This window comes from Demequina sp. NBRC 110052, from assembly GCF_002090075.1.
In the GTDB taxonomy this organism is placed as follows: Bacteria; Actinomycetota; Actinomycetes; order Actinomycetales; family Demequinaceae; genus Demequina.
In genome coordinates this window covers 620,645-645,813 of sequence record NZ_BBRI01000003.1, presented here as the reverse complement: position 1 = coordinate 645,813, position 25,169 = coordinate 620,645, and the positions used below count along the sequence as shown (strand labels likewise).

The 25,169-nt window shown below is 70.4% G+C and carries 21 protein-coding genes; 4 read left to right on the top strand and 17 right to left on the bottom strand.

Annotated elements, in window-relative coordinates; all coding sequences use genetic code 11:
- Positions 1 to 24: 24 nt before the first annotated feature.
- Positions 25 to 2,256, bottom strand: a complete 2,232-nt coding sequence (locus B7K21_RS10500; protein ID WP_084075369.1) for a phosphotransferase — start codon at positions 2,254 to 2,256, stop codon at positions 25 to 27.
- A 187-nt stretch (positions 2,257 to 2,443) separates the two neighbouring features.
- The gene (locus B7K21_RS10495; protein ID WP_084075368.1) at positions 2,444 to 3,145 is read right to left on the bottom strand and encodes an aspartate/glutamate racemase family protein; all 702 of its coding nucleotides are present in this window, start codon (positions 3,143 to 3,145) and stop codon (positions 2,444 to 2,446) included.
- A 106-nt stretch (positions 3,146 to 3,251) separates the two neighbouring features.
- Here B7K21_RS10495 and B7K21_RS10490 point away from each other — a divergent pair, with 106 nt between their 5' ends.
- The 4 genes from B7K21_RS10490 to B7K21_RS10475 all read left to right on the top strand — a co-directional run bounded on the left by B7K21_RS10490 (position 3,252) and on the right by B7K21_RS10475 (position 6,742).
- On the top strand, positions 3,252 to 3,728 hold the full coding sequence (locus B7K21_RS10490; protein ID WP_084075367.1) for a MerR family transcriptional regulator: 477 nt from the start codon (positions 3,252 to 3,254) through the stop codon (positions 3,726 to 3,728).
- Positions 3,725 to 4,045 (top strand): heavy metal-associated domain-containing protein, encoded by a 321-nt coding sequence (locus B7K21_RS10485; protein ID WP_084075366.1) that lies wholly within the window; start codon positions 3,725 to 3,727, stop codon positions 4,043 to 4,045. Before B7K21_RS10490 ends, B7K21_RS10485 begins: the two co-directional genes overlap by 4 nt.
- A gap of 79 nt (positions 4,046 to 4,124) precedes the next feature.
- Positions 4,125 to 4,349 carry a heavy-metal-associated domain-containing protein gene (locus tag B7K21_RS10480; protein ID WP_234989275.1) on the top strand — a complete coding sequence of 75 codons (225 nt, stop codon included), beginning with the start codon at positions 4,125 to 4,127 and terminating at the stop codon, positions 4,347 to 4,349.
- Positions 4,350 to 4,438: 89 nt separating this feature from the next.
- A complete protein-coding gene (locus tag B7K21_RS10475; protein WP_084075365.1) occupies positions 4,439 to 6,742 on the top strand; it encodes a cation-translocating P-type ATPase in 2,304 nt (767 codons plus the stop codon).
- Between the two features lie 4 nt (positions 6,743 to 6,746).
- On the opposite strand, the gene B7K21_RS10470 is transcribed toward B7K21_RS10475, so the two are convergent.
- From B7K21_RS10470 to B7K21_RS10400, 15 genes are all read right to left on the bottom strand, one after another.
- A complete protein-coding gene (locus B7K21_RS10470) occupies positions 6,747 to 7,205 on the bottom strand; it encodes a hypothetical protein (protein WP_084075364.1) in 459 nt (152 codons plus the stop codon).
- Positions 7,206 to 7,233: 28 nt separating this feature from the next.
- The gene (locus B7K21_RS10465; protein WP_084075363.1) at positions 7,234 to 8,451 is read right to left on the bottom strand and encodes an O-succinylhomoserine sulfhydrylase; all 1,218 of its coding nucleotides are present in this window, start codon (positions 8,449 to 8,451) and stop codon (positions 7,234 to 7,236) included.
- Positions 8,452 to 8,608: 157 nt separating this feature from the next.
- Positions 8,609 to 10,879, bottom strand: a complete 2,271-nt coding sequence (gene yicI, locus B7K21_RS10460) for an alpha-xylosidase (RefSeq protein ID WP_084075362.1) — start codon at positions 10,877 to 10,879, stop codon at positions 8,609 to 8,611.
- Positions 10,876 to 11,766: a carbohydrate ABC transporter permease gene (locus tag B7K21_RS10455; protein ID WP_084075361.1), complete on the bottom strand. Its 891-nt coding sequence runs from the start codon at positions 11,764 to 11,766 to the stop codon at positions 10,876 to 10,878. The genes yicI and B7K21_RS10455 overlap by 4 nt, the downstream gene beginning before the upstream one ends.
- A gap of 1 nt (position 11,767) precedes the next feature.
- Entirely contained in the window at positions 11,768 to 12,742 is a 975-nt protein-coding gene (locus B7K21_RS10450; protein ID WP_084075360.1) for a carbohydrate ABC transporter permease, read from the bottom strand.
- Between the two features lie 64 nt (positions 12,743 to 12,806).
- Complete coding sequence (locus B7K21_RS10445) at positions 12,807 to 14,129, bottom strand: ABC transporter substrate-binding protein (protein ID WP_084075359.1); 1,323 nt, start codon at positions 14,127 to 14,129, stop codon at positions 12,807 to 12,809.
- A gap of 110 nt (positions 14,130 to 14,239) precedes the next feature.
- Positions 14,240 to 15,274 carry a LacI family DNA-binding transcriptional regulator gene (locus B7K21_RS10440; RefSeq protein ID WP_084075358.1) on the bottom strand — a complete coding sequence of 345 codons (1,035 nt, stop codon included), beginning with the start codon at positions 15,272 to 15,274 and terminating at the stop codon, positions 14,240 to 14,242.
- A 193-nt stretch (positions 15,275 to 15,467) separates the two neighbouring features.
- Positions 15,468 to 15,887, bottom strand: a complete 420-nt coding sequence (locus B7K21_RS10435) for a rhodanese-like domain-containing protein (protein ID WP_084075357.1) — start codon at positions 15,885 to 15,887, stop codon at positions 15,468 to 15,470.
- Between the two features lie 202 nt (positions 15,888 to 16,089).
- Positions 16,090 to 18,240 carry an FtsX-like permease family protein gene (locus B7K21_RS10430; RefSeq protein WP_159448492.1) on the bottom strand — a complete coding sequence of 717 codons (2,151 nt, stop codon included), beginning with the start codon at positions 18,238 to 18,240 and terminating at the stop codon, positions 16,090 to 16,092.
- Positions 18,237 to 20,210, bottom strand: coding sequence for an ABC transporter permease (locus B7K21_RS10425; RefSeq protein WP_084075355.1), 1,974 nt, complete (start codon positions 20,208 to 20,210; stop codon positions 18,237 to 18,239). Before B7K21_RS10425 ends, B7K21_RS10430 begins: the two co-directional genes overlap by 4 nt.
- On the bottom strand, positions 20,207 to 22,285 hold the full coding sequence (locus B7K21_RS10420; protein WP_084075354.1) for an FtsX-like permease family protein: 2,079 nt from the start codon (positions 22,283 to 22,285) through the stop codon (positions 20,207 to 20,209). Before B7K21_RS10420 ends, B7K21_RS10425 begins: the two co-directional genes overlap by 4 nt.
- On the bottom strand, positions 22,282 to 23,043 hold the full coding sequence (locus B7K21_RS10415) for an ABC transporter ATP-binding protein (protein WP_084075353.1): 762 nt from the start codon (positions 23,041 to 23,043) through the stop codon (positions 22,282 to 22,284). Before B7K21_RS10415 ends, B7K21_RS10420 begins: the two co-directional genes overlap by 4 nt.
- Before the next feature lie 114 nt (positions 23,044 to 23,157).
- The gene (locus B7K21_RS10410) at positions 23,158 to 23,817 is read right to left on the bottom strand and encodes a response regulator transcription factor (RefSeq protein WP_084075352.1); all 660 of its coding nucleotides are present in this window, start codon (positions 23,815 to 23,817) and stop codon (positions 23,158 to 23,160) included.
- 4 nt (positions 23,818 to 23,821) lie between these two features.
- Entirely contained in the window at positions 23,822 to 24,319 is a 498-nt protein-coding gene (locus B7K21_RS10405; RefSeq protein ID WP_084075351.1) for a phosphoribosyltransferase, read from the bottom strand.
- Complete coding sequence (locus tag B7K21_RS10400; protein WP_084075350.1) at positions 24,316 to 25,140, bottom strand: sensor histidine kinase; 825 nt, start codon at positions 25,138 to 25,140, stop codon at positions 24,316 to 24,318. The genes B7K21_RS10405 and B7K21_RS10400 overlap by 4 nt, the downstream gene beginning before the upstream one ends.
- Positions 25,141 to 25,169: the final 29 nt, after the last annotated feature.

Genomic DNA, 25,169 nt, shown 5'->3' with positions numbered 1-25,169 from the left:
CCCGCGCCAACGCCAGGCCTGTCGTCAGCGCATGTGCGGGCCGCCGAGGAGCGCGCGCCGCCAGTCCGCCTCGTGCGCGCGGATCCACACCGCATCCCGGTGCCACACGGCACCCACGCCGCGGTCCCACAACTCGATCCAGGGCGACTCGCCCGTGCCGACCATGTCCGCCAGGTACTCGTACATGCGCTCGGAGCGCATCGCGAGCAGCGGCAGCAGCTCTTCCCTGCCCGCGGCATCGAGTCGGTAGCCGTCGATCAGCGCGCGCAGGCGACCGGCGGCGTCAGCGAGGTCGGTGTCGGCGCTGTACAGGGGCGCGAACGAGTGCGCGGCGTGCGCGAGATCCCACAGGCGCGTGCCAGGCGCGGCGGCATCCCAGTCGATCGCGACGAGCGACCCGTCCTCGCGGATCACGATGTTCGAGGGCGCGATGTCCTGATGCACGATCAGGTCGTCGCCCGGCGCGGGAAGCCCGGCGAACCACTGCGCGTCGGCGGGCGGCTCGAAGCTCTCGAGTGCGTCGTGCATGTCCCGCAGGAACGCGCCGATGCGGGTGGGGTCGAGCGCGCGGTCGGGCGCGCGCCCGCTGTCGGCCCTGATCCCCGGCACGTACTCCACGAGGTGACGGCCCGCGTCGTCCCACCCGAACGAGCGCGGTGCGCCGCGGAACCCGACCGACTCGAGGTGCATGAGCAGCGCGTGCAGCGCCCCGGTGTACGGGTCGGGCGCCTGGAGTCGCACCTCGTGGCCGCCCAGGCGGCGCGTGCCCGACGCCGGGGTCGGCTCCGGCGTGACGTCTCCAGGTGGCGTCTCAATGCCCGACGCCGGGGTCGGGTGCTGAGCGTCGCCCAGGGAAGTCTCGTCCCGGGACGGCTCTGCCGAGGTGAGGCGTTCGGACACCGGGATCGCCTCGGTCGCCGCGGTGTTCCAGGGCGAGGTCTCGTCCGTGGACTCCTCGGGGCGCCCACTCTCGTGCTCGTGTGCGCCCTGAACCCATCCCGCGGCGACACGCGCGGCCGCGACGGCTGCCTCGAGCGCTTCGACGGGGATGCCCTCCGAGCGCGCCACTGCCTCGCGGTACGCCCTGCGCTCACGCCTGCTCAGTCCCCCCGGCGGAGTGTCCAGAACCTCGAGGTCCTCGTAGCGCGGCGTCGCGAGCGGGGTGATGTGGGGTCCGGCGTCGCGGGTCTCGCTGCCATGCACCGCGGCGAAGAACGCGGTGCCCACCTCGGGGGTCGGCGGGGAGGTGAGAGCGCCGTCCGGCCCCTGCCGCGTCGGGCGTCCTTCGCCGGTGGTGCCCCACGCCCAGCCAGGGGGCCACGTCGGCTCGACGATGCGCGGGACCGGGCGCGGATCGCGTCCGCCCGCCATGCGACCCAGCATCCACTCGAGCCCTTCGACGCTGTCGAGCAGCCGCGCCTCGGCATCGTCGTCGCCCATGGCGTGCACGAGCACGCGGCCCGACCACGCCGAGTCCAGCAGGGCATGCAGGGTCCAGCGGTCCCTGCTGCCGGCGCCGAATGGCAGCACCAGGCGTCCCGACAGCTGTGCGCCAGCGTCGACGCCGCTGAGCACGACCGCGACGACGTTGTCGCCGAGCGTCGCCAGGTGCCGGTCGAGCTCGGGGACGAGGTGATGGCCGTGCTGGAGCTGCAATGCGACGCCCACGTTGCGCAGGCCGCGCGCGCCGAGCGCGGTGACGACGTCCACCATGGTGCGCGGCTCGCCGCCCCAGCCTCCGTGGTTCGCGAGTACGAGGCCCATGCCGAAGTCCTGCGCCGCGGTCGCGAGAGGTGCGAGGTGGTCGGCGGCGCGGGTGACCTCCACCGCGTGCTCGCGATCGGAGATCTCGGGCGGCGGCCCCGGCGGTCCGTAGGCGAGAGGCGTCCAAAGATCGGGGGACAATCCGCGCAGCGCCGCCTCGCGCATCAGTGCGAGGGTGAGAGGGGGAACCTCGCCGAAGCGGGAGTCGTAGTCAGGCGCGGCGGGCTCGGGCAGCGGGACCGGTGCCCACAGGCCCTCGAGTGCGATGCCGGCAGCGCGGAACGCGTCCATCTGCGAAGCGAGCGCGCCCACGCTGTCCTCGCGCCAGTCCCACACGACGCGAGAGATGCCGATGCGCTGGAGCATGGCCGCGCGCTCGCGTGGGGTTCGTGGCACGGAGTCGTAGCCGAGGTGCGTGGCCGCGACGGAGCCGCGGGCGCCCCATTCGGGCGTCCGCCAGGCCCACGCAGGCATGCGCGCCGGCAGTGACATGTCCCGTGACCTCCCCCAGCAGCGGTCGAGACTTCGATCAAGGCTAACGCCGGATTGGGGGGCCCACGCACGAGAATGTGAAGTAGGTCACAGCAGTTTCCGGGCGCATATCAGGGCATTCAGTGCACATGCCGCATCCTGCCGCGGTCGAGCCGGGTGGCAGCGTGAGAGTACGCGGGCGTGCCGCTCAGTCGGCGAGCGAGAACTCGAGCCCGGCCTGCGCGTGCAGCGCGATCGAGTCGAGGAAAGGCACGTCGAGGTCGTCGGCTCCGAGCACGAGCGGGATCTCGTTGCAGCCGGCGATGATGCCCTGCGCTCCGCGGCCGACCATCTCTGCGGCGGCGTCGTGCACGAGCGTGCGGGCCGCGTCAGTGACGACGCCCTCGCCGAGCGGGCCGTTGATCTGCTCGTGGATCGCCTGGAGGGCGTCTTCCTGCGGCACGAGCAGCTTCACGCCGTGCGAGGCCATGCGCTCGCGGTAGAACGGCATGCGCATGGTGAAGCCGGTGCCGAGCAGTGCGACGGTGTCGAGGCCGGCGTCCTTCGCGGCCTTGGCGGTGACGTCGATGGAGTGGATCACGGGGACGTCGACGGCGGCCTGCACGGAGGCGGCCGCGACGTGCATGGTGTTGGCGCAGATCATGATCGCCTCGGCGCCGCCGTCGACGAGCCACTTCGCATCGGCGGCGAACTGGCGCGCGAGCCGCACCCACTCGCCGGTGTTCTGCGCCTGCCCCACCGTGCCGAAGTCGTAATGGCGGATGACGAGGTCGGCGGTGCGGCCCGGGATCGCGGCGGCGACCCCCTGATGCAGCAGGCGCTCGTAGACGAGGGTGCTGTGCCAGGTGATTCCGCCAAGGAGGCCGAGACGTCGCGGTTCCGTGCGCATGGCCCGAGCCTAGTTCTGGCGTTGAGAACGACACAACCATCGGGGGTGCGGAGTCGGTCACAGGGGGGTCTGGTGGCGTCCAAAACCTTGACGTACGATGGAAGGTATGCGCATCGGAGAGCTCGCCGAGAAGGCGGGAGTGACTTCCAAGACCATCCGCTACTACGAGTCGATCGGGCTGATCGAGGACGCTCCGCGTCATGCCAACGGCTATCGCGACTATGGCCAGGACGCGCTCACTCAGCTGCGGTTCATCCGGGACTCGCAGGCGGCGGGTCTCACGCTCGCGGAGACGGGCGAGATCCTGGCGATGAAGCGCGCAGGCGAGTCCACCTGTCATCACACCCGTGAGCTGCTGGACCACCGGCTGGCAGACATCGACCGGCAGATTGACAGTCTGCTCGCCGCGAAGGCGGAGCTGCTCGCCATGTCCGCGCGGGCAGAGGCCCTCGACCCTGTCGAGTGCACCGACCCGGACCGCTGCCAGGTGATCGAGGCGGGACGTGCAGAGGGGCAGGGCACGCACGAGCCCCCGCGTCGCGCGCACCTCGGCTCGGCGATCCCGGTGAGGGCGGGAGCGTGAGGCTGTTCGCCCGTCGTCGTGCAGCCGCTGAGACCGCTCCCGAGGTCGAAGGCGTCGACGCGGGGGACGCCTCTGTCGGAGAGGGCGACCTGGAGCTGCGCATCGGCGGCATGACTTGCGCGGGATGCGCGACCACCATCCGTGACGGGCTGCTCCAACTGCCCGGCGTCGCGTCCGCTGGGGTGAGCCCCGTGACGCACAGGGCCGTGCTGAGGCCGGACGGCTCCATGGATCCCGAGGACCTTGAGATGCTCGCTGCCGCCGCGATCTCCGGCCTCGGATACCGCGTGGACGGGGCGTCGGGACCCAGGGCTTGACCTTTCCCTGCACTGGAAGGTCTACCTTCGTGTCAGCGGGTGAGCCAGAGGGGCCGCCCGGAGACCGAAGGAGCACCACGTGAGCACCACCCCCGCGATCGACATCACCGTCCAGGGCATGACCTGCGGCGGCTGCGCCAACAAGGTCCGCAACGCACTGACCGCGACCGACGGCATCTCCGACGTGGAGATCGACGTCCCCACGGGAGCGGTCAAGGTCCTCACCGACGGCACCGTGCCCGCCGCGGATCTCGAGTTCGCGATCGACGAGGCAGTCACGGGCGTCGGATACACCGTCGTCTGACCCGCCCGGGCGACACCGCCCCGCACGTGCGTAGAGGATCCTGCCCTCCACGCGCCGCACCACCCGAACGCACGCAAGCCTGGAGAATCATGACCGCCGCACCCGACACCGCGCCTGAGACCGGCGCCGCACCGCTCACGCTGCCCGTCGAGGGCATGACGTGCTCGAGCTGCGCCGCCACCATTCAGGGTGGACTGTCCAAGCTCGACGGCGTCGCCGATGCGACGGTCAACTTCGCGACGCGTCGCGCCACCGTGCGAACGGACGGCACGATCGATCCCGACGCGCTCGCGGAGATGATGCGCACCACCATCGCCGAGCTCGGCTACCAGGTTCCGCAGTCTGCGGGCTCCGACGGCCCGACGCTGGAGGAGGAGCACGCACAGCATGCCGCCGCTGACACGGCGCGCATCGCGGACTACCGTCGCCGGTTCCTCGTCGCGGCCGTGCTCACCGTGCCGCTCATGCTCATCTCGATGGTGCCCGCGTGGCAGTTCTCCGGCTGGGAGTGGGTCGCACTCGCGCTCGCCACGCCCGTCGTCGGCTGGTCCGCGTGGCCCTTCCACCGCGCCACGATCGGCGCTGCGCGTCACCGCGCGACCACCATGGACACGCTGGTCACGATCGGCACCGTGGCGGCGTGGTCCTGGTCCACCGTGGTGCTCCTCGGGCACGCCTGGGGCGCACTCGGCCATGCGCACGTGTACTTCGAGACCGGCGCCGTCATCGTCACGCTGATCCTGCTGGGCAAGTGGATGGAGGTGCGCTCGTCCGCGCGTGCGGGCGACGCGATCCGCGCCCTCAGCTCGCGCCAGGCCTCCACCGCGACGCTCGAGGACGGCACCGTGATCGAGCGCAGCGCCCTCGAGCTCGGGATGCGCTTCATCACGAGACCCGGCGAGATCATTGCCACCGACGGCGTGGTCGTCGACGGCGAGGCCGCAGTGGACGCGAGCCTCGTCACCGGCGAGTCGGTGCCGGTGCGCGTGGTCGAGGGTGGCGAGGTCGTCGGCGGCACAGTCGCCACAGACGGCACTCTGACCGTCGAGGCCACTCGCGTCGGCTCCGAGACGATGCTCGCGCAGATCGCGCGCATGGTCGACGAGGCGCAGACCGGCCGTGCGCGCGTGCAGCGGCTCGCGGACCGCGTCGCCCGCATCTTCGTCCCCGCAGTCATCGCCGTCAGCGCCTTCACGCTCGTCGCGTGGCTGCTCGTGACAGGCGACGCCGGGGCGGCCTTCACGGCCGCCGTCGCCGTTCTCATCATCAGCTGCCCGTGCGCGCTCGGGCTCGCCACGCCGCTGGCGATCATGGTCGGCACCGGACGCGGCGCGCAGCTCGGCGTGCTCGTCAAGGGCCCCGAGGCGCTCGAGGACACGCGCGACGTCACCACGATCGTGCTCGACAAGACCGGCACCGTGACCGAGGGGCGGATGACGCTCGTCTCCGCCACCGCGTCGGGCGAGGACAAGGACCAGGCCGACGCGTTCCTGGATGCGGTCGCCTCGGTCGAGGCGCGGTCCGAGCACCCGATCGCGCAGGCGATCGCCGCCGCGCGGCCCGCGCGCATCCCCGTGAAGGGCTTCCGTGCGCTCGCCGGCTCCGGCGTGGTCGCGACGGTCAAGGGCGCTGCGGTCGACGGCGGGAACGCGGACGTCACCGTGGGCGCACGCCGCCTGTTCGACGAGATCCCCGACGCGATCGAGGCGCTTGCTGTCGAGGCCGAGCGCGAGGGGCGCACGGCCGTGCTCGCGGGCCGCACGCCGGCCACGGGCGGCCTCGGTACGGACGTGTTGAAGGCACGGCCCGCGCTCGTCGCCGAGGCGGTCCTCGTCGTCAGCGACGCCGTGAAGCCCACGTCCCGCGAGGCGGTCGCCGCGTTCCGCGAGCTCGGGCTCGACGTCGTGCTGCTCACAGGAGACAACGCGCGCGCGGCGCAGACGGTCGCCGAGGAGGTGGGCATCGAGCGTGTGATCGCCGAGGTGCTGCCGGGCGACAAGGCCGAGGTGATCCGCGAGCTCCAGGCGGAGGGCGCACGAGTCGCGATGGTCGGCGACGGCATCAACGACGCCCCTGCACTCGCACAGGCCGACCTCGGTCTCGCCGTCGGCACCGGCACGGACGTGGCGCGCGAGGCGTCTGATCTCACCATCGTCTCCGGTGACCTGCGCGCCGCCGCCGACGCGATCGCCCTGTCGCGCCGCACGCTCAGCACGATCCGCGGCAACCTGTTCTGGGCATTCGCCTACAACACCGCAGCCATCCCGCTCGCGGCGCTGGGCATCCTCAACCCCATGATCGCGGCGGCTGCCATGGGCGGATCGAGCCTGTTCGTCGTGGGGAACTCGTTGCGCCTGCGCCGCTTCGCGGGCTACCGCGCGCCGCGCGCCTGACCTCTCACATGGTGGCGCGACGCACCTGAGTGACGACGGTCTGGGCGAGCGTGTACAGGCCCGAGAGCTCGTGCATCCCGTCGACCAGGTCGCCCTCGGACGCCTCCGCGACCATGCAGCGGTCACCGCGGCGGACGAAGAAGCGCACGCGCCCCTCCGTGGGATAGGACAGGTCCGGCAGGGGAAGCATCTCGTCTGCCCACGCACCGGCCTCGGCCACCAGCATGCGTGACGCATGCGCCACGTGGTCGTGCTCGCCCGCGCCCACGAGTCCGCCGCCGGTGCTCATGAGCAGCGACGTCGTGCCGTCCCACCCGCTCAGGATGGTGATCACCACATCGGGGAAAGCGACGTCCATACCCGCGAGCCAGGCCTCGGCCTGCTCGGGTGCGCCGTAGTCGCGCGCGGGCGCCGTGAGGGCGCGCTCGCGCACGTGCGCCGTCGCTTCCGTCGCGCCGCTCATGCGGCACCCTCGCGAGACGGCGCCAGCATCAGAACGCCTCGAGCGCCCGCTCGAGGTCTTCGCGCAGGTCCTCGACGTCTTCGAGCCCGATGCTCAGGCGTACCGTCGCCTCGCACATCCCGACCGCCGCGCGCCCCTCGGCGCCGAGCTTGCGGTGCGTCGTGGTCGCCGGGTGCGTCGCGATCGACTTCGCGTCGCCCAGATTGTTGGAGATGTCGATGACGCGCAGCGCATCCATGAAGCGGAACGTCGCGGCCTTCGCCTCGGGTCCGTGCGGATCGACCCCGTCGGGCAGCGCGATGTCGATCGTCACGAGCGTCCCGCCGAGCGTCATCTGACGGCGCGCGAGTTCGTACTGCGGGTGCGACGGCAGCAGCGGATAGCGCGCCACCGCGACCTTGGGGTGCGCGTCGAGCCACGTCGCGAGCGCGAGCGCCGACGCGGACTGCGCCTTCACGCGCACCGCGAGCGTCTCGAGGGACTTGCCGAGCACCCAGGCGTTGAACGGCGAGAGCGTCGCACCCATCGTGCGGACCATCGTGCGGACCTTGTCCACGTACTCGCGGCCGCCCAGCACCGCGCCGCCCAGCACGCGGCCCTGGCCGTCGATGTGCTTGGTTGCGGAGTACACGACCGCGTCGGCGCCGAGCTCGAGCGGCTTCTGGCCCAGGGGCGTCGCGAACACGTTGTCCACGATCAGCAGCGCGCCCGCGGCCTTGGCGAGCGAGGCGACGTGGGGGATGTCCACGACGTCCTGCATCGGGTTGGTGGGCGACTCGACGTACACGGCGTCGGCGGGGGTCGCAAGCACGCGCTCCCAGTCGGCGTTGTCGTGAGCGTCCACGTAGTCGACGACGATCCCCCACTTGGCGAAGTACTCGTTGAACACAGTGATCGATGAGCCGAACAGCGCGCGCGCTGCCACGAGGCGGGAGCCCGACTCGAGGATCGACGCCATCGACACGAACACGGCGGCCATGCCGGTCGCGGTCGCGAAGCAGTCCTCCGCACCCTCGATCGCGGCGAGCCGCTCCTCGAACATCGTCACCGTGGGGTTGCCGTATCGCGAGTACTGGTAGCGCTCGATCTCGCCGGCGAACGCGGCCTCGGCTTCGGCGGCCGTGGGGTAGACGTAGCCCTGAGTGACGAAGATCGGCTCAGCCATCTCGTCGAAGGGCGTGCGGTGCTGGCCCGCGCGCACGGCGAGGGTATCGGGACGAAACGCGGGGACGTCGGCGTCGTTCATGGGGCCAGCGTAGCGGCGCGCGTCGGAGGGCTCCCGGCCCGCCGACGTGATCGCTCCGCACCACCCTTGTGACGGGTGGTGAGGGCGGGGGCAATGTGATCATCACATCGCCCCCGCCCGCCACAAGAGTCACGTCCTTGGTGCGGAGCGAACGTGGTCAGGCGACTACGACCGGGTACTGCCTGCCCGACGCTCCGGTCGCCTTCGCTTCGGCGCCGTCCACGGTCACGGTGACGGTGTCACTCTCGCCGTTCGAGGCGTGCAGCGTGATCTCCCGGGAGCCTTCCGCGCCGGGGTAGACGTGGAGCTCGACCTCGGTGAGGAAGTCGTAGTCGGGCCGGTCGTCGCGGGTGCCGCGGGGGATCACGGCGCCCTCGCGCACGTACAGCGGCAGCGAGTCGAAGCCGTGGACCTCCTGCACCCAACGACCGCCCTCGACGCGCTCCCCGGTGAGCAGCGACGTCCACGTGCCGTCCGGCAGGTAGAACGACACGTCGCCCGCCTCGGTGAACACCGGCGCGACGAGCAAGTCATCACCGAGCATGTACTGGCGGTCCAGATGCTGCGTGGCAGGGTCCCCGGGGAAGGCCATGAACATCGGCCTCATCATCGGCAGCCCCGTCTCGGAGGTCTGCACCGATGCGGCGTACAGGTACGGCGCGAGGGTGAGCTTGAGCTTGGTGAAGGTGCGAGCGACGTCCACCGCCTCGTCGTCGAACGCCCACGGGACGCGGTAGCTCGACGAGCCGTGCAGCCGCGAGTGCGAGGACATGAGGCCGAAGGCGAGCCAGCGCTTGAAGACGGCCGCGTCTGGAGTGCCCTCGAAGCCGCCGATGTCGTGGCTCCAGTAGCCGAAGCCGGACGACAGGAGCGACAGGCCGCCGCGCAGCGACTCGGCCATGGACACGAACGACGACGAGTTGTCGCCGCCCCAGTGCACGGGCATCGTCTGCCCACCGGCGGTGGCGGAGCGCGCGAACAGCACCGCCTCGCCCTCGCCCTTCTCCTCGACCAGCACTTCGTAGACGGCTTCGTTGTACAGCTGCGTGTACAGGTTGTGCATCGTCAGCGGGTCGGTGCCGTCGTGCCAGACGACGTCGGTGGGGATGCGCTCCCCGAAGTCGGTCTTGATGGCGTCGACCCCCTGCCGCACGAGCGTGCGGACGAAGTCCTGGAACCAAGCCCTCGCGTCGGGGTTGGTGAAGTCCACCAGGGCCATGCCGGCCTGCCACTGGTCCCACTGCCAGACGGACCCGTCGGGCCGCTTGACCAGGTAGCCGCCCTCGACGCCCTCGCGGAACATGCGGCCGCGCTGAGCGATGTACGGGTTGATCCACGCGGACACCTGCAGGCCCTTGTCCTCGTGCATGCGCTTGAGCATGAGATCGGGATCGGGGAAGACGCGCTCGTCCCACACGCCGTCGGTCCAGTTGAACTCCCGCATCCAGAAGCAGTCGTAGTGGAACACGGACAGCGGGATGTCCCGCTCGGCCATGCCGTCCACGAACGACGTGACCGTGGCCTCGTCGTACTCGGTGGTGAACGAGGTTGTGAGCCACAGTCCGAACGACCACGCCGGCACGCGCGGCGGGCGACCGGTGAGCTCGGTGTAGCGGCGGACCACGTCGGCGGGCGTCGGGCCGGCGATGACGAAGTACTCGAGCGATTCGCCCGCCGTCGAGAACTGGACTCGCTCCACCGCCTCCGAGCCGACCTCGAAGCTCACGTGCTCGGGATGGTTGACGAAGACGCCGTAGCCCTTCGACGAGAGGTAGAACGGGATGTTCTTGTAGGACTGCTCGGAGCTGGTCCCGCCGTCGGCGTTCCAGGTGTCCACGCTCTGGCCGTTCTTGACGAAGGCGCCGAAGCGCTCGCCGAGTCCGTAGATCGTCTCGCCCACGCCCAGCTCCAGCTGCTCGTGCACGTAGGTGCGCGAGGGCGCCATGCCGTCCGTCGAGTACCCGGTGACGCCGGCGGGCTCGGCAGTCACGGTGGACTCCTTGCCCAGCTCGATGTAACCGAGCGACTTGTGGCCGGAACCGGTGACCCGCTCGCCGTCCACCTCGAAATCCAGGCACCAGGGGGCGCCCTTCGTGACGCGCGCGGTCAACGGGCCCGACGCGAGGGTGCCCCCGGTCGCATCCGTCGCCGCGGTTCCGGCTCCCTCGGTAGCGCCCGGGAGCGCGAAACCGGGGGAGCGGTGCGCGCCCTGGTGGTGGTCGATGCGCACCCGCACCACTCCCTCGAGCGGCGAGGAGAGGGTGACCGTGAGCATCGGCAGGTTGAGCACGTCGCCGCGCTTGAGGATCTGCTTGGTCGGCGCATAGGCGGTGAGGGTGTCGCCCTCGGCCCACACGTCGTAGGCCTCCTGGCCGTAGTGGGCGGTGACGCCGGGTCGGCGCATCCAGAACCCGTCGGTGAACTTCACTTGACTGCTCCTGCCGTGATGCCGCGCGTGAGGGTGCGCTGGAAGATGAGGAAGAAGATGATCGTGGGGATGATGCTGATGAGCGTGCCCGCGATCAGGGTGGTCGTGTCCGTCTGACGCTCGCCGTTGAGCTGCTCGAGCAGCAGCGGCACCGTCAGCGAGTCGGAGCTGTTGAGGAACGCCAGCGGCAGCAGGAACTCGTTCCACGTCCAGATGAAGAAGAACACCATCAGCACGGACAGCGTGGGACGCACGATCGGCACGATGACCGATCGCAGGATGCGCCAGCGGCTCGCGCCGTCCACGGCCGCCGCCTCGAGGATCTCCTTGGGGAACGTGCCGAGCAGGCTCGCCAGCAGATAGGTGCCGAACGCGGACTGGATGACCGTGAAGGTGATGATGACGGACCACGGGTTGGACAGCAGCCCCAGGTCGTCGTACAGCCGGAACAGCGGGTCGAACAGCATCTCCTGCGGGATCAGGTTCGCCATGAGGAACACCAGCACGATCCAGGTGCGGCCCTTGACCCTGCCGATGCCGATCGCGAATGAGTTCAGGACTGAGAGGATGACCGCGAGGATCGCGACCATGCCGGAGATGAAGATCGAGTTCCACAGCGCACGCGGGAAGTTCTGCGTCTCCCAGAAGGTCTGGATGCCCGTGAAGTCGAGCGCCTCGGGGAAGTCCAGCGGGCTCGAGTTCGCGTAGTCAGCAGGCGACTTGAACGCGTTGAGCAGCAGCAGGAGCATCGGGAAGACCACCAGCAGCGCGCCGAGCACCGCGAGGATCATGAGGATCCATTCGGACGGCGTGCGGGGCCGGGTCTTGTTGTGGTCGGGCTTGGGCGTGCCCGACGCGGTGGCCGGGGAGGTCGTGAGCGTGGTCATGTCACGCGTCCTTTCGCTCTGCGGCGTTCTGCACGCGGATGAAGATCACCGCGACCACGAACACGACGATGGTGATGGCCGACGCGATGGCGGCGGCATAGCCCTTGTCGGTGCCGTTGATGAACTCGTTGTAGGCGTAGAACGACGGCACATACGTCGACTTGTTGGGTCCGCCTGCCGTGAGGATGAAGACGGGCGCGAAGACCTTCAGCGCTGCGATGGTGGTGGTGAGGCTCACCACGAACACCTCGGGCCGGATCATGGGCAGCGTGATCGCGCGGAAGCGCTGGAACCAGTTGGCGCCGTCGAGCTCCGCCGCCTCGTACAACTGCGGTTCCACTCGCTGGAGCGCCGCCATGAAGATCACCACGGGGTAGCCGATCTGGATCCACACCATGAGCACCATGACGGAGCCCATCGCGGTCCCGTAGGAGCCGCCGAGCCAGTTGATCGCCACGTCGGTTCCGGTGATCGCGCTGAGGAACTGGTTGAGCACGCCCTGATCGTTGGGCTTGAGGATCCAGCTGAACATCACACCGGCCACCGCGATCGGCAGGATCTGCGGCAGGTAGTAGGTGGCGCGCAGGAAGCTCGAGAGCTTGCCGCTGAAGCGCCGCCCCACCACGTCGAACAGGAGGGCCGAGACGACGAGCCCCACCAGCGTCGGGATGATGACCATCGCAAGGATGACCAGGAAGATGTTCTTGAACGACTGCAGAAACTCCGTGTCCGAGAACAGGGCGATCCAGTTGTCGAGACCCGCGAACTCCTCCTCTGCGCGGCCGCCGCGCCAGTGGAAGAAGCTCAGGCGCAGGTTGCGCAGCAGCGGGTAGAAGATGATGGCGCCCACGAGGATCGCGCCAGGGATGAAGTACAGCCAGTAGCCGAGCCTGCTGCCGCCGCGCTCCGGGATCCGCGCGGGATCCTGCGGGCGTCGGGTGCGGCGCTTCTCGCGCACCAGGGGGAGGGAAGCCATGAGGGGTCCGTCTCTGGCGGGGCCCGAGCTGAGGGACTCGGGCCCCGCCTTCAGGGGGTGGGGGTCAGCGGACGGTTGAGACGTAGCTCTCGTAGTACTCCTCGAGCTGGGCCTGGGCGCCGGCGGGGTCGAAGTCGCCGTTCACGAGGCCCTGCATCACGGAGTTGAGGTCGCCGTAGAAGTCAGGCGTGGGCCAGTCGGGGTAGAAGGACAGGCCGTCGCGGTCGTTGACCTCGTTGAAGATCTCGATCAGCGCCTGCGCATCGGGGTTCTCGATGTCCGACGTGTCTGCAGCGACCGGCAGGCCGCCGGACTCGCCCAGCAGCGCCTGAACCTCGGGACGCATGGTGATGTCGATGAAGATCTGCGCGAGCTCGGGCTGCTTCGACTCCACGGGGATCACCCAGATGTTGCCGCCCGAACCGGGGGTGAGGGTCGTGTCAGGCCAGTTGGTGATGCCGAAGTCGAACGACGTGATGTCGGACAGCATGCGGCCGTACCACCACGAGCCCGAGTAGAAGAAGGGCACCTCGCCGTTGATGAACTGCAGGCCCGCGTCCTCGGCGGTCATGCCGGTGACGCTGGTGGAGATGTAGCCGGCGTCGACCCAGTCGGCGAGTGTCTCGGTGGCGTACGAGATCTCGGGACCGGACCAGTCCACGACGTCCGTGTACAGCTGGTAGGAGTCCACGAAGCTGCGGTCGGCCTGGCTCAGCGCGAGCTGGTACCAGAGCTGGCCCATCGGGTACTCCTGTGCCGAGGTGGTCAGCGGAGTGATGCCCGCGTCGGCGAAGGTCGCGAACGCGGACTCGAGGTCGTCCATCGAGGTGGGCACGTCGAGGCCGTACTCGGCGAGCAGGTCCTCGTTGTAGTAGAGGAAGACGAACTCGCCATAGTTCGGCACGCCGTAGAACGAGCCGGAGCCCATCACGCCGTCCTCGTTGTACTTGGCGATCGTGTCCACGCCGGCACCGAGCTTGTCAGCCCAGCCGTACTCGGCGTACGCGTCGTCAAGGTTCTGGATGACGCCGATCGCGGCGAGCTGGCCAGCGGTGCCGTTGCCCTTGTTGTACTCCGAAACGTCAGGCGCGTCGGAGGAGTCGAAGAGCTGTTCGGCCGAGGCGTTGAGGTCCTCGAATGCGGTCGTCTGCAGGTCGACGGTCGCGCCGGTCTCCTCCTCGAAGATATCGATGGCGCGGTTCCAGGCGATGCCCATCGCTGAGTCGTCGCCTTCGTAGTGCATGACGGTCAGGGTCTGGCCCGACCAGTCGGTGCTGCCATCGGCGCCGGTCGGTGCGGGGGTGTCGTCCCCGCCCGACGAGCACGCCGTCAGTGTCAGGGCGCCGACGGCGAGTGCCGCCGCGGCGTATCCGGTGCGGTGCTTCATGACTCTCCTACTTCCTTGTAGTGGGTCCCTGGGGGACAGGGTTCAGTGCTGTGTCGAACGCTGTCGAAGCGCTTCGACGATGGGCGTGCGCACGCAGCGGCGGATGGGGGTCATGCCGACGCCTGGCTCACGTCCTCGGCCACGCCCGCACGGCGGACGGAGTCGAAGTCTCGGTACTCGGGCGCGATCAGGACGGTGCGCGGCTCGCGCTCACCCCGATCGATCGCGGCGACCAGCAGGTCCACCGCGGCTGCGCACGACGCGTGGGCGTCGAGCGGGATGGTGTCGAGCGGCACGGCGAACCGCTCCGTCGAGTAGGCGGCGCCTGCGGCGATCACCGACACGTCGTCGGGAACGCTGCGACCGCGCGCCCCGAGGGCGGGGACCGCGTCGGCCGCGACCTCCGAACCGGTGTTGAGGATCAGTCCGGACATGCCTGGCAGCGCCGTCAGCAGTTCGTTGATCGCGCGCCGCGCAGACGTGGCCTCGGGGTACGCGACGGCGAACGCGATGCCGCGCTCACGGCAGCGCCGCTCGAAGCCTTCGAGGAAGCGCAGGGGGAAGTTCGAACCGCGGTCCATGGTGATCCGCGGGTGCGAGACGAGGCCGATCGAGGCATGACCCGCGTCGGCCAGGCGATCCACCGCGAGTGCCGCGGCTGCCTCGAAGTCCAGGTCGACGCAGATCAGGCCCGTAGTGTCGTGCGGGATTCCGATGAACACCACCGGGTAGTCGAGCCCGCGGGCGAGGTCGGCGCGCGGGTCGTCGGCGTCGACGTCCAAGACCGCGATGCCGTCTGCGAGCGCGGTGCCCGCGGAGCGGCGCATGCCTTCCATGGCGTCGTCGTGCACCAGGAGGAGGGTGTCGTAGTCGCACTCGCGCGCGGACTTGGTGACCTCCATGGCGAACTGCATGTGCACGGTGTGATCGGTGTCCTGGTGCAGTGGTGCGGTGACCGCGATGATCTGGGATCGCTTGGCGGCGAGCATTCGTGCGCTGGCGTGGGGGAGGTAGCCGAGCTCCTCAGCGGTCTTCAGGACCTTGTCGCGCGTCGTGGCCGAGATGCTCCGCTTGCCGGACAGCGCGTAGGACACGGTGCTGATGGAGACGCCTGCGGCCTTCGCCACGTCGCTCGCTGTCGCCATGTCCTGACTCCGTCGTCCGGTCGAATGTCGAAGCGCTTCGATACGCTCCGCGTGATCACGACGTTAGGTTGCGAGCGTCAACAATGCAACCGATCGGTGCGTCTGTGACCTATTCGTGACATTCATGCGTCGCGAATGACCGGCGCGCTCCTGTGACACACACGCACGGTGGCCGAGGTCAGGGCAGCGGGGCTCAGCCCTGCTGCCAGGGCAGGCCCGCAGCCTTCCAGCCGGCGTCCACGCCTCGGTGACCCGACGCGTCGGGCGCTCCCTCGAATCCCTCGAGGATGTTGTACGCAGGCCCGATGCCCATCGCGGTGGCCGCCGTGGCCGCGCCGATGCTTCGCTGGCCTGAGCGGCACAGGAACACCACGGGACGCTCCTCGCCGGGAGTGAGGCCCGCGTCGAGCAGCTGCTGCGAGAAGTTCGCGTTGGGCGCGCCGCCGGGCCACGTGACCCACTCGATGAACACCGGCTCCGCACCGGCGGAGCTGAGGTCCGGACGGCCGACCCACTGCCACTCCGCGGCCGTGCGCACGTCCACGAGGATCGCGCCGTCCGCGACCATGTCCCACGCCTCCTGCGGCGTGACGTCCCCTGCGTAACCGGTCATGGCGTGCTCCTTCGTGCGGCGTCGGTGCGTCTGCGTCGTCGCCCAGTCTAGGAGGGTCGGGCCCGCCCGATGCGGACGCCGGGTCGCGCCGTCCTCGCCGTGCCCACGGCGAGAAGGTAGCGGGCCCGACCGCGTACGAGATGGCGTTCGTTGCGGTCGGGCCCGACATCTGTACAACGCTCCCGGGCGCCGGGAGGTTGGGTCAGGCGCGCGTGCGATCCAGTGGGCGGGACGACGTGCGCGTGGTGGCGGCGACGATCGCGGCTCCCAGCCCGACGCAGATCAGTGAGATGGCGAGCACCAGCAGGAGCGGCACCACGGCGTGGCTCAGGTGCGTGACCGCCCAGATCGGGCCGACCTGGTAGCTGTCGGAGTAGGCAGCGCCGTCGGCTGTCTCAGCGATCGGCTCCCACGCCTGATACGAGAACATGCTCACGGCGCCGGCGATCCCGACGAGCGCGCCGAGGGCGAGGCCCGTGAGCATCGGTGAGGCGAACTGCACGCCCGACGCCATGCGGGCTCCGCGGGCATCCAGCCCCAGCGCTGCGGTGGCGTCGGCCTCGGCGGCGGTTGCCTGGCGCAGCGACATGAACGCGCCGAGCGCGACGGCGACGAGAGTCAGCATGCCGATGGCGATGACGCCCATGAGGGTTGCGCCGAAGTCGTCGTATCCCGTGCCGACGAGCATCTGATCGAGGGGGCTCGGCGCGTGCGAGGTGCCCCAGTACATGACCGGAGCGTCGTCGGCCCATCGGGCGAGCGCAGTCCACGTGGTGATGCCGAACGCGACGCTCGCGGCGAGCGCGATCACGGAGGCAGGGCCCGATGCTTGGCGAAGCCTGCCGGTCAACGCGCCTCCGGCCGCGATCGCCCAGGGTCGGCTTCCGAGTGCGATGCGGTGGCTCACTCGGGCGACCGAGCGCCTCGTGAGCTCGATCATGAGGGGCACGCTGGTGACGAGCGCGCCGAAGCCGAGGAGCGGCGCGGCGAGGCTCAGCACATGCATGAGGGGCTGGCGCGAGTCCGTGACATGGAGCCCGATCAGCAACGGCACGGTGAACAGCGCCCACAGTGCGAGCACGGGCCAGATCGGCGCCTTGCGAGAGATCTCGGCCTGCGTCGCGGGCGTGACCGGCTTGAGCGCTGCCGCGGGCGCGACCCGCGCGGCCCAGAAGGCGGGGATGGCGCCGATGATCGCCGCGATCACGACTCCGACTCCGGTCATCGCCGCCCAGAGCCACAGGGGGGCCTGCATGGACGGGGGAGCGAGGGCGTCGGGGGCTTCGGCGAGCTGGGCGATCCAGTTCATGGCGACCGCGGCATACCCGAGCGCGGAGCCCCCGAGGCCTGCGACGAACCCGATCACGAGCACCTCGAGCGCGGTCGCCGTAGCAATCGTGCCGCGTGTTGCTCCGAGCACGCGGGCCGTCGCGATCCAGCCGGTGCGCGCCTGCGCCTGGGCTCGTCCGACCGTGAACGCCATTCCGATGAGTCCCACGAGGAGCACGCCGGCGCCGACGGCGAGCACGACGGGCGTCGCCGGCAGGAGCACGATGAACGAACCCATCCAGACGCCGGGGTCCCAGTAGGCGGCCAGTGCGTCGGTCGGCTCCTCTGCGGTGATGGTCGCGTAGCTGAGGAGCGCGCCGTCCCAGACCTCCACGCCGGCGCTGTAGAGGCGCGCGTCGAGGTCTGAAGCGGTCTCGAACGTGACGAGACCGGTGGGCGTGTCGACGTGATAATCACCCGGGAGGGGATCGCGGAGCAGTCCGCTGATGGTGAGTGTGCCGAGGTCGACCTCGACGTCTTCGTCCTCGGGGTTGGCCCACACCCAGGTGCTCACGGACACCGTGTCGCCGATCTGAGCCTGCGCGAGCGCTGCCTGTGAGGCGCTCACCGCGATCTCGCCGTCGCCCGGCGCGCTCCCAGACGCGAGCAGCGCGTCCCAATCGAGGTCGCCGGTGACGGCCTCGGCGCTCGTCGTCGGCCACAGCGTGGGAATGGTGCTCCCGTCAGACTGCGCCAGGGGCGTCGAGAGGTCCAGTCCGAAGTCCATCCTGGCGGCGGCGCCCGCGCCCTGCTGGTTGGCCGCGCTGATCGTCGCCGACAGCTCCTGGGCAGTCGTGACCGCGACACCCGGGTCGGTGTAGCCGTTGTCGTACAGCTGCGCGAAGCCGATCCAGTCGCCGTCCATCCCGTACGCTTCGGCGGCGTGCTGCGACACGGCAGCCCCCTGCGCTCCGCTGAACGCGGCGTAGGAGGCCATCGCTACTGCCAGGGTGAGCAGCGCGGTCGTCCAGATCACGTAGGTGCGGTGCGAGCGCAATTGCTCGCGCATGAGCTGGCGGATCATCGGACCCCCTCCTTGTCTGCCAGGCGGATCTCCTGTGCGGGGGTGCCGCGCGCCATCGAGCTGCCGAATGCGGCGGTGACGAGCAGCGCGAGCGCGAGCGAGACCGCCCCGATCCCGAGCGGCGCGCCCCATGCGACGTGTTGCCACTGCCACGCCCAGCCCCACAGCGTCTCGCCGAGATCGAGCGGCGCCCCCGGCTTCAGCAGCGTCGGGTGCGAGGCCAGGGTGGCGATGAAGGCTCCTGACACAGTGCCCACGAGCGTCGCCGCGGCAATGCCGAAGCCTGCCTCGACCATGGGCACCGCGCGCAGCGCTCGCGGTGAGGCGCCAAGCGCGGCGAGGGTGGCCATCTCGCGGCGCAGCTCGCGCGCCGACGAGGCGGCGAGCGCGATGACCAGTCCCACGCCCAGCATGATGAACGGGGACCCGAACAGCCATCCCACGATGCCGGCCTCACCGGATGAGGCGCCGCCAGTGCTGCCGAGCACGTGGAAGTCCAGGCTGGCTCCCGCGTCGGCGAACACGTCGTCGAACATTGCGAAGGTCGCCTCGGCGGACTGCCCGGGTTCGGCTGCCCACACGATCACGCTCGAGACGGGCACGTCACCGTATGCCGCTTCGGCCCAGGTGCGCGTCACCAGGGGCGCCAGCCCGACGCTGCGCAGGCGGTACAGGTCCGCCTCGCCGACGCGCGTGGCGCCTTCTCCGCGCGAGGTCACCGTGCCGTCCTGGAACCCGAGCGGGCGCAGGCCCGTGTCGCCGACTCCGGCCAGGTCTTCGGGCGCAACGACGAGCATCGCCTCACCAGCCGAGGTCACGGTGACCGTGCCGTCGATGGGTCCGTCGTCCTCGGACGTGACGATGAGGCCCGCGGGTGCGGCGATGACCCGGGGGTCGTCGACGATGGCCTGAACCACCGCGTCGGGCAGGCGCGAGGCGACCACGCCGGGGTCGAGCGCCTCGTCCCATCGGACCGTGGAGAGCACGCCGTAGGTCCAGTACGGCGATTCTGCCCGCTGACGCGCGTCACTCAGCGCAGACGTGGTGCTCGCGAAGGCGACCACGGCGATCACGAGCGTGGTGAGGGCTGCCGCAAGGGTGCGCAGGCGCGAGCGACGCGACAGTGCCTGGGCCCCGAGCCGGAGGCCCGAGCTCGGCCGGCTGCCTGCGCGCTCGAGCAGTGCGGCGACACCCAGGGCCGCGCTCGCGGCCGCGCGCTGGACCCCGTATCCCAGAGGCCGGGGGAGAAGCGAGTATGCGGCGACCAGGGCCAGCCCGCCGGCCACGGCGACCACGAGCCCCGCGCCCGAGGACGGGTCCTCAGGCGCGGTGAGCGGTGCGAGTCGGTGGAAGCTCAACACCCCCAGGCCTGCGGCTCCCATCATTGCCAGGATCAGCGTGACCCTCGGAGACTGCGGTGAGTCCTCCTCGGGCGGCTCGAGCAGCGTGGGTGCCGAAGCGCGCCCCGGGGCCGTCAGACGCTGGGCGGCGGCCTGATAGGCGAGGCTGCCCGCGACCGCGGTGATGGCGACGAGCGTGAAGCCATGCACGAGCGCGAGCATCCAGGCGCCGAACGGATTCTCGGACGGCACGCTGGAGGCCGGCAGCATCAGCACGCCTGCAAGGCCGACGGTCACGCCCCCCGCGCCTGCGAGGGCGCCGTGACGCGCACCCTGCCACGTCTGCGCGTGCACGAGGTCCTCGCGCACGGCGCCGAGCGACATCTCGACGCGCCACTGTGCGGCCTCGTGGCGCAGTCCGACGACCCTGAGGGCGTAGCCGAGTACCCCGGCCACGAACGCGGCGAAAAGTCCCGCGATGAGCACGGCGACGAAGGCCGTGTCGCTGTAGCCGAACTCGATCGAGGCCGGCGCGGGAAAGGCGACCTCGGCGGAGGTGAGCACGAGCCCGGTAGCGATCCCGGCGAGGACACCGGAGAACGTGAACAGGACGACCGGTATCCGCTTCATCGCACGCCCTCCTTTTCGGCGGTGCGGAGTTCTTCGACGGGCGTGCCTCGCGACATGAACATTCCGAGGACCGCGGCGGCCGCGACGGATGCGAGCAGCGCGAGACCGGCTACGAGCGCGGGGAGCGCCCACGAGGCGTGAGCCAGCTCCCATATGAATCCCCACGTCGTCTCGACCGGGTCGAGCGGCGCTCCCTCGGCGAGCAGCGTCGGATGGCTGACCGCCAGGCCGAGTGCCGTGCCGAGAGGAACTCCGACCACGGTGGCGGCGATCACGGTGAGTCCGGACTCGAGCGCGGGCGCGAGTCGCAGAGCACGGGGTGCCGCGCCGAGGGCTGCCAGCGTGGCGTAGTCGCGGCGCCGATCCTTCACCGACGCGACAGCGAGCGTGACGGTGAGGATCAGTCCCGTCACTGCGAGCGGCATCGCGAGCACGGTGAGGAGCCCCACGAACGCCGACCCGTAGGTGAGGAACCCGTAGATCTCATTGGTGGAGACCGACATCGCAGGCAGGCCTGCGGCTCCAGCGTCGGCGACCACTTCGTCCAGCAGAGCGATCTCGTCGTCGGTGACGGCTATCTCGATCACCCCCGAGTTCAGCCCCGCCTGCGGGGCTCCGGCGATGTCGCCGGAGTCGGCGGGCCACAGCATGACCCCGACGAGGGGGACGGTTCCGTACGCGGCTTCGGCCCACGTGCGCGTCACCATGGGCGTGGTGTTCGAGTTGGGAAGCACGTACAGGTCGTCGCGACCGCCGCCGAAGGTGCCGCTCTCCCAGGTGAGGGCGGCAGGGGTGGAGGTCGCCGTGCCGTCCTGGAGTCCCAGGGGCCGCGCTCCTCCGGAGGAGCGAACCTCGAGGTCGGAGGGGTCGACGACCAGCACGGTGCTGCGCGTCGTGTGCTCCGTCACTGAGCTGTCCGGGAGTTCCTCCGTCCACTGCCACGAGTCATCGCGGATGACGCCGTAGGGCACGGCGGTGACGCGCGGATCAGACAGGAGTGCCTCGACCACGGCGGTATCTAGGGGCTCGTTCACGGCCCCCGAAGGCGCGGTCATGTCGTCCCACCAGTCAGTGGAGGCGACGGTGTACTCCAGCGCGAGGCGCCCCGAGATCTCGCCACGGGCGTCATCGAGTGACGACGTGGTGGAGCTCAGCGCGGTGATCACCATCACGGCACCCATGGCGCCGATGGCGAGCGACCGCGCGCCGGAGCGGTGCGCGAGACCGTCGGCGGCGATCTGCGCAGAGGTGGCGATCGCCCGACCACCCTTGGTCGCGCCCCGCTCGAGGCCTCGCGCGAGTCTGAGTGCGAGCGCGCGTGTGAGCGCGGCGATGGCGCGAGCGGCAAGGGCCAATCCGCTGATGATGCAGATGAAGCCCGTCACCGCAAGCGAGTTGATGATCCAGACATCGCCAGCGCTGTAGACGGTCTCGGGTCCGATGCCGAACAGCCTGTCGGCCACCATGATCCCGCCGCTGAGGCCGACGACGACGAACTGGAAGGCGAGAACACGCCCGACGCCGCGGCCTGGTTCGCGAGGCGTTCCGGCCCCAGCGTCGTCCCAGCTCGAACCGGCAGCGCGCGCACCGGTGAGCGAGCGGGCGGCAAGCCACGCCACGATCCACGCCGCCGTGACCGTGACGAGGTACGTGAGCAGCAGCCCGGCGAGCGCATAGAGGCTTGGCTCGAGTCCCAGGGAGACGCCGGCTGGCCGGTAGTACGGCAGCACCAGCCCGAGAGTGAATCCCGCGATCGCGCCCACGCCAGCCCAGATGGCCGCGCGGCGCAGACCGTCGCGGCTCGCCTCGCGCACGATCGTGCGGCGGTCCGCGCCGAGGGCGATCATGGCGTGCCACTCTGCGGCCGTGGCGCGCAGGCCGATCCAGTGGAACACCCAGGCGAGCGCCGACGCCGGCAGCAGCACGAGCACGCCGCCATACGCGGCGAGCAGCACTGTGTACGCGGTCATCGACGCGAGTTCGTCGCGGCCCAGGCTCTCCAACGGAACCGCGCCGAACGCGAGACCCCCGAGGAACGCTGCCACTCCGAACAGTCCTGCAGGCACCCACCTCATCGCTCGACCCCCGCGAGGGCGTCGAGGCCGGCGAGCACCGCGTCGGGCGTGGGATCCGTGACATGGCCGGCGACCTTGCCGTCGGCGAAGAGCAGCACCTGGCCCGCATAGGAGGCAGCCGTCGGGTCGTGGGTGACCATGACGACGGACTGCCCGAGCTCGCGGCACGAGACGCGCAGGTGCGAGAGCACCTCGGCGCTCGCGTGGGTGTCCAGGTTGCCGGTGGGCTCGTCGGCGAGCACCACGCGCGGCCGGGTGATCAGCGCGCGGGCGATGGCTACCCGCTGCTGCTGACCACCCGACATCTCATAGGGCTTGCGCTCCAGCTCGCGCCCGATGCCCAGCATGTCCACAAGAGCGTCGAACCAGGAAGGGTCCTGCGACAGACCGTTGAGACGCAGCGGCAGCACGATGTTGTCGCGCGCGCTCATGGTCTGCAGCAGATTGAAGCCCTGGAACACGAAGCCGACGATGCGGCCGCGCACCTTGGCGAGTTGCTTGTCCCTCATGGCGGTGATCTCGTCGTCGCCCACCCAGACCTGCCCGGCGTCGGGCTTGTCGAGCCCTGCGAGCAGGTGCACGAGCGTGGTCTTGCCTGAGCCCGACGGCCCCATCACCGCGGTGAGCACGCCTTCTGGGATGTCCAGATCCACGTGGTCCACCGCGGTGACGGCGGCGTCCCCCGCGCCGTACGCCTTGGTCAGCCCCCGCGACCTCAGTGCGTACGCCGCTTCTTCCCCCACAGCCATGTGCGTCATGAAGCCCCCTTGTCGAGACCGACGCTATCCGCGCCTGGGGTGCAGCCGCGTCGGCCCAGGGGATGGACTTGGGGTGATACCGAGGTATGACGCGCGAATCTGTGGGAGCGCCAGTCACGCGTGCGGCGCCACGAGCCCCGTCTCGTAGGCGACGATCACGGCCTGCACGCGGTCGCGCGCGCCGAGCTTCGCGAGCACGCGGCCCACGTGCGTTTTCACGGTCGGCTCCGCGAGCACGAGCTCCGTACAGATCTCGTGGTTGCTCAGCCCCTGCGCCATGAGCTTCAGAACCTCGCGCTCGCGGTCGGTGAGGTCGGCGAGGCGCGCATCAGCATCCGTGGGGACGGGGTCCGGGAGGGAGGCGACCCGATCCAGTAGCCGACGCGTCGAGGAGGGGGCGATCACAGCGTCGCCTGCGTGCACGGTGCGGATTGCGGCGAGCAGGTCCTCGGGAGGGGCGTCCTTGAGCAGAAAGCCCGACGCGCCGGCCCGGATCGCGGCCAGCACGTACTCGTCGAGGTCGAAGGTCGTGAGGATGACTACTCTCGCCTCGGAGGTTGCCGTGAGGGCCTCGCACGCGGCGATGCCGTCCATGCCGGGCATGCGGATGTCCATGAGCACCACGTCGGGTGCGGCTTGCGCGAGCGAGGCCACCGCGTCGGCGCCATCGCCGGCCTCGGCGACGACCTCCATGTCGGGCTGCGAGTCGACGACCATCCGGAAGCCGGCACGGATCAGCTGCTGATCGTCGACGAGCGCCACGCGGATGGTCATGGTGTCAACCTTGCTCGGGGTGCGGCTTGCCCGGGGTGACCGGAGGAAGCGCCGACCACGGGAACGTGATCCACATGTCGGTGCGCTTCCACACGTAGTCGGGGTCGATGATCGAGCGGGACTTCGCGTACAGCACGACGGTGCGCACCTCGGCGGCGTACTGCTCCATGAGCGACTTCACCAGCGCGAGCGTCTCGCCAGTGTCCGCGACGTCATCGGCGACCAGCACCTTCATGCCGCGCATCGACTCGGTGTCAAGAAGCGGCGGCAGGACCACGGGGGCGGGCAGGCGCTCGTCGATGCCGGTGTAGAACTCGACGTTCAACGTGCCGACGCCCTTGGTGCCCAGCGCATACGAGATCGCGCCGCCGATCGGCAGTCCGCCGCGCGCGACCGCGACGACGAGGTCGGGCTCGAAGCCGTCGTCCACGACCGTCTGCGCGAGCTCGCGCGTCGCGTCTCCGAAGCCCTGCCAGGTGAGCACCTCGCGCTCGTCGCTCATGCATCTGCTCCCGCGTCCGGGTCGGCCCCGGCGGCCGACGCTGAGGCGAGGCTACCGCCCTGCGAGGTGAGCGGGAGCCGTGCCTTGACGATGAATCCGCCGCCCGCGCGCGGCCCAGCCGTGAGCGAACCGCCGAATACCGTGGCTCGCTCGACCATGCCGGCGATGCCCGAGCCTGAACCATCGCGTCGGGCGGCCGCGCCGCGCCCGTCATCGGAAATGACGAGAGAGAGCGCATCCGCCTCCCACTGCAACTGGACGAAGGCATGCGGCGAGGGCCCCGCGTGCTTCAGCACGTTCGTGAGCGCCTCCTGCACGATGCGATAGGCGGCCAGTCCCGCGCCGATCGGCAGCGGACGGGGCGTGCCCGTCGTGACGAAGCTGACGTCCAGCCCGCCCTCGCGCGTCGTCGCCACGAGCGCCGGGATGTCCGCGAGCGACGGCTGCGGGCCGAGCGCGGCCTCTCCGTCGCCCTCGCGCAGCACGCCCAGCAGCGCGCGCATCTCCGTCAACGCGGACCGGCTCACGTCGGCGATGGTCTCCAGGCTCCGCAGCGCCGCCTCGCTGTCCGTGCGCCCGGCGAAGCGACCCCCGTCGGCCTGTGCCACCACCACGGAAAGCGTGTGCGCGACCACGTCATGCATCTCGCGTGCGATGCGGGCCCTCTCATTGGAGGTCGCGAGCTCGCGCGCCGCGTTCGCGGCGAGGGCGGAATTGGCCTCAAGGGCGGCCGCGCGCCGCCGCTCCACGCGCAGTCGCAGCCCCAGCCATCCGGCCAGCGCGAGAGCCGCCACGGCGATGCCGAACGCGAGCCAGATCATGCGCCCACTGTAGGCGGCAGGGCTCCTCA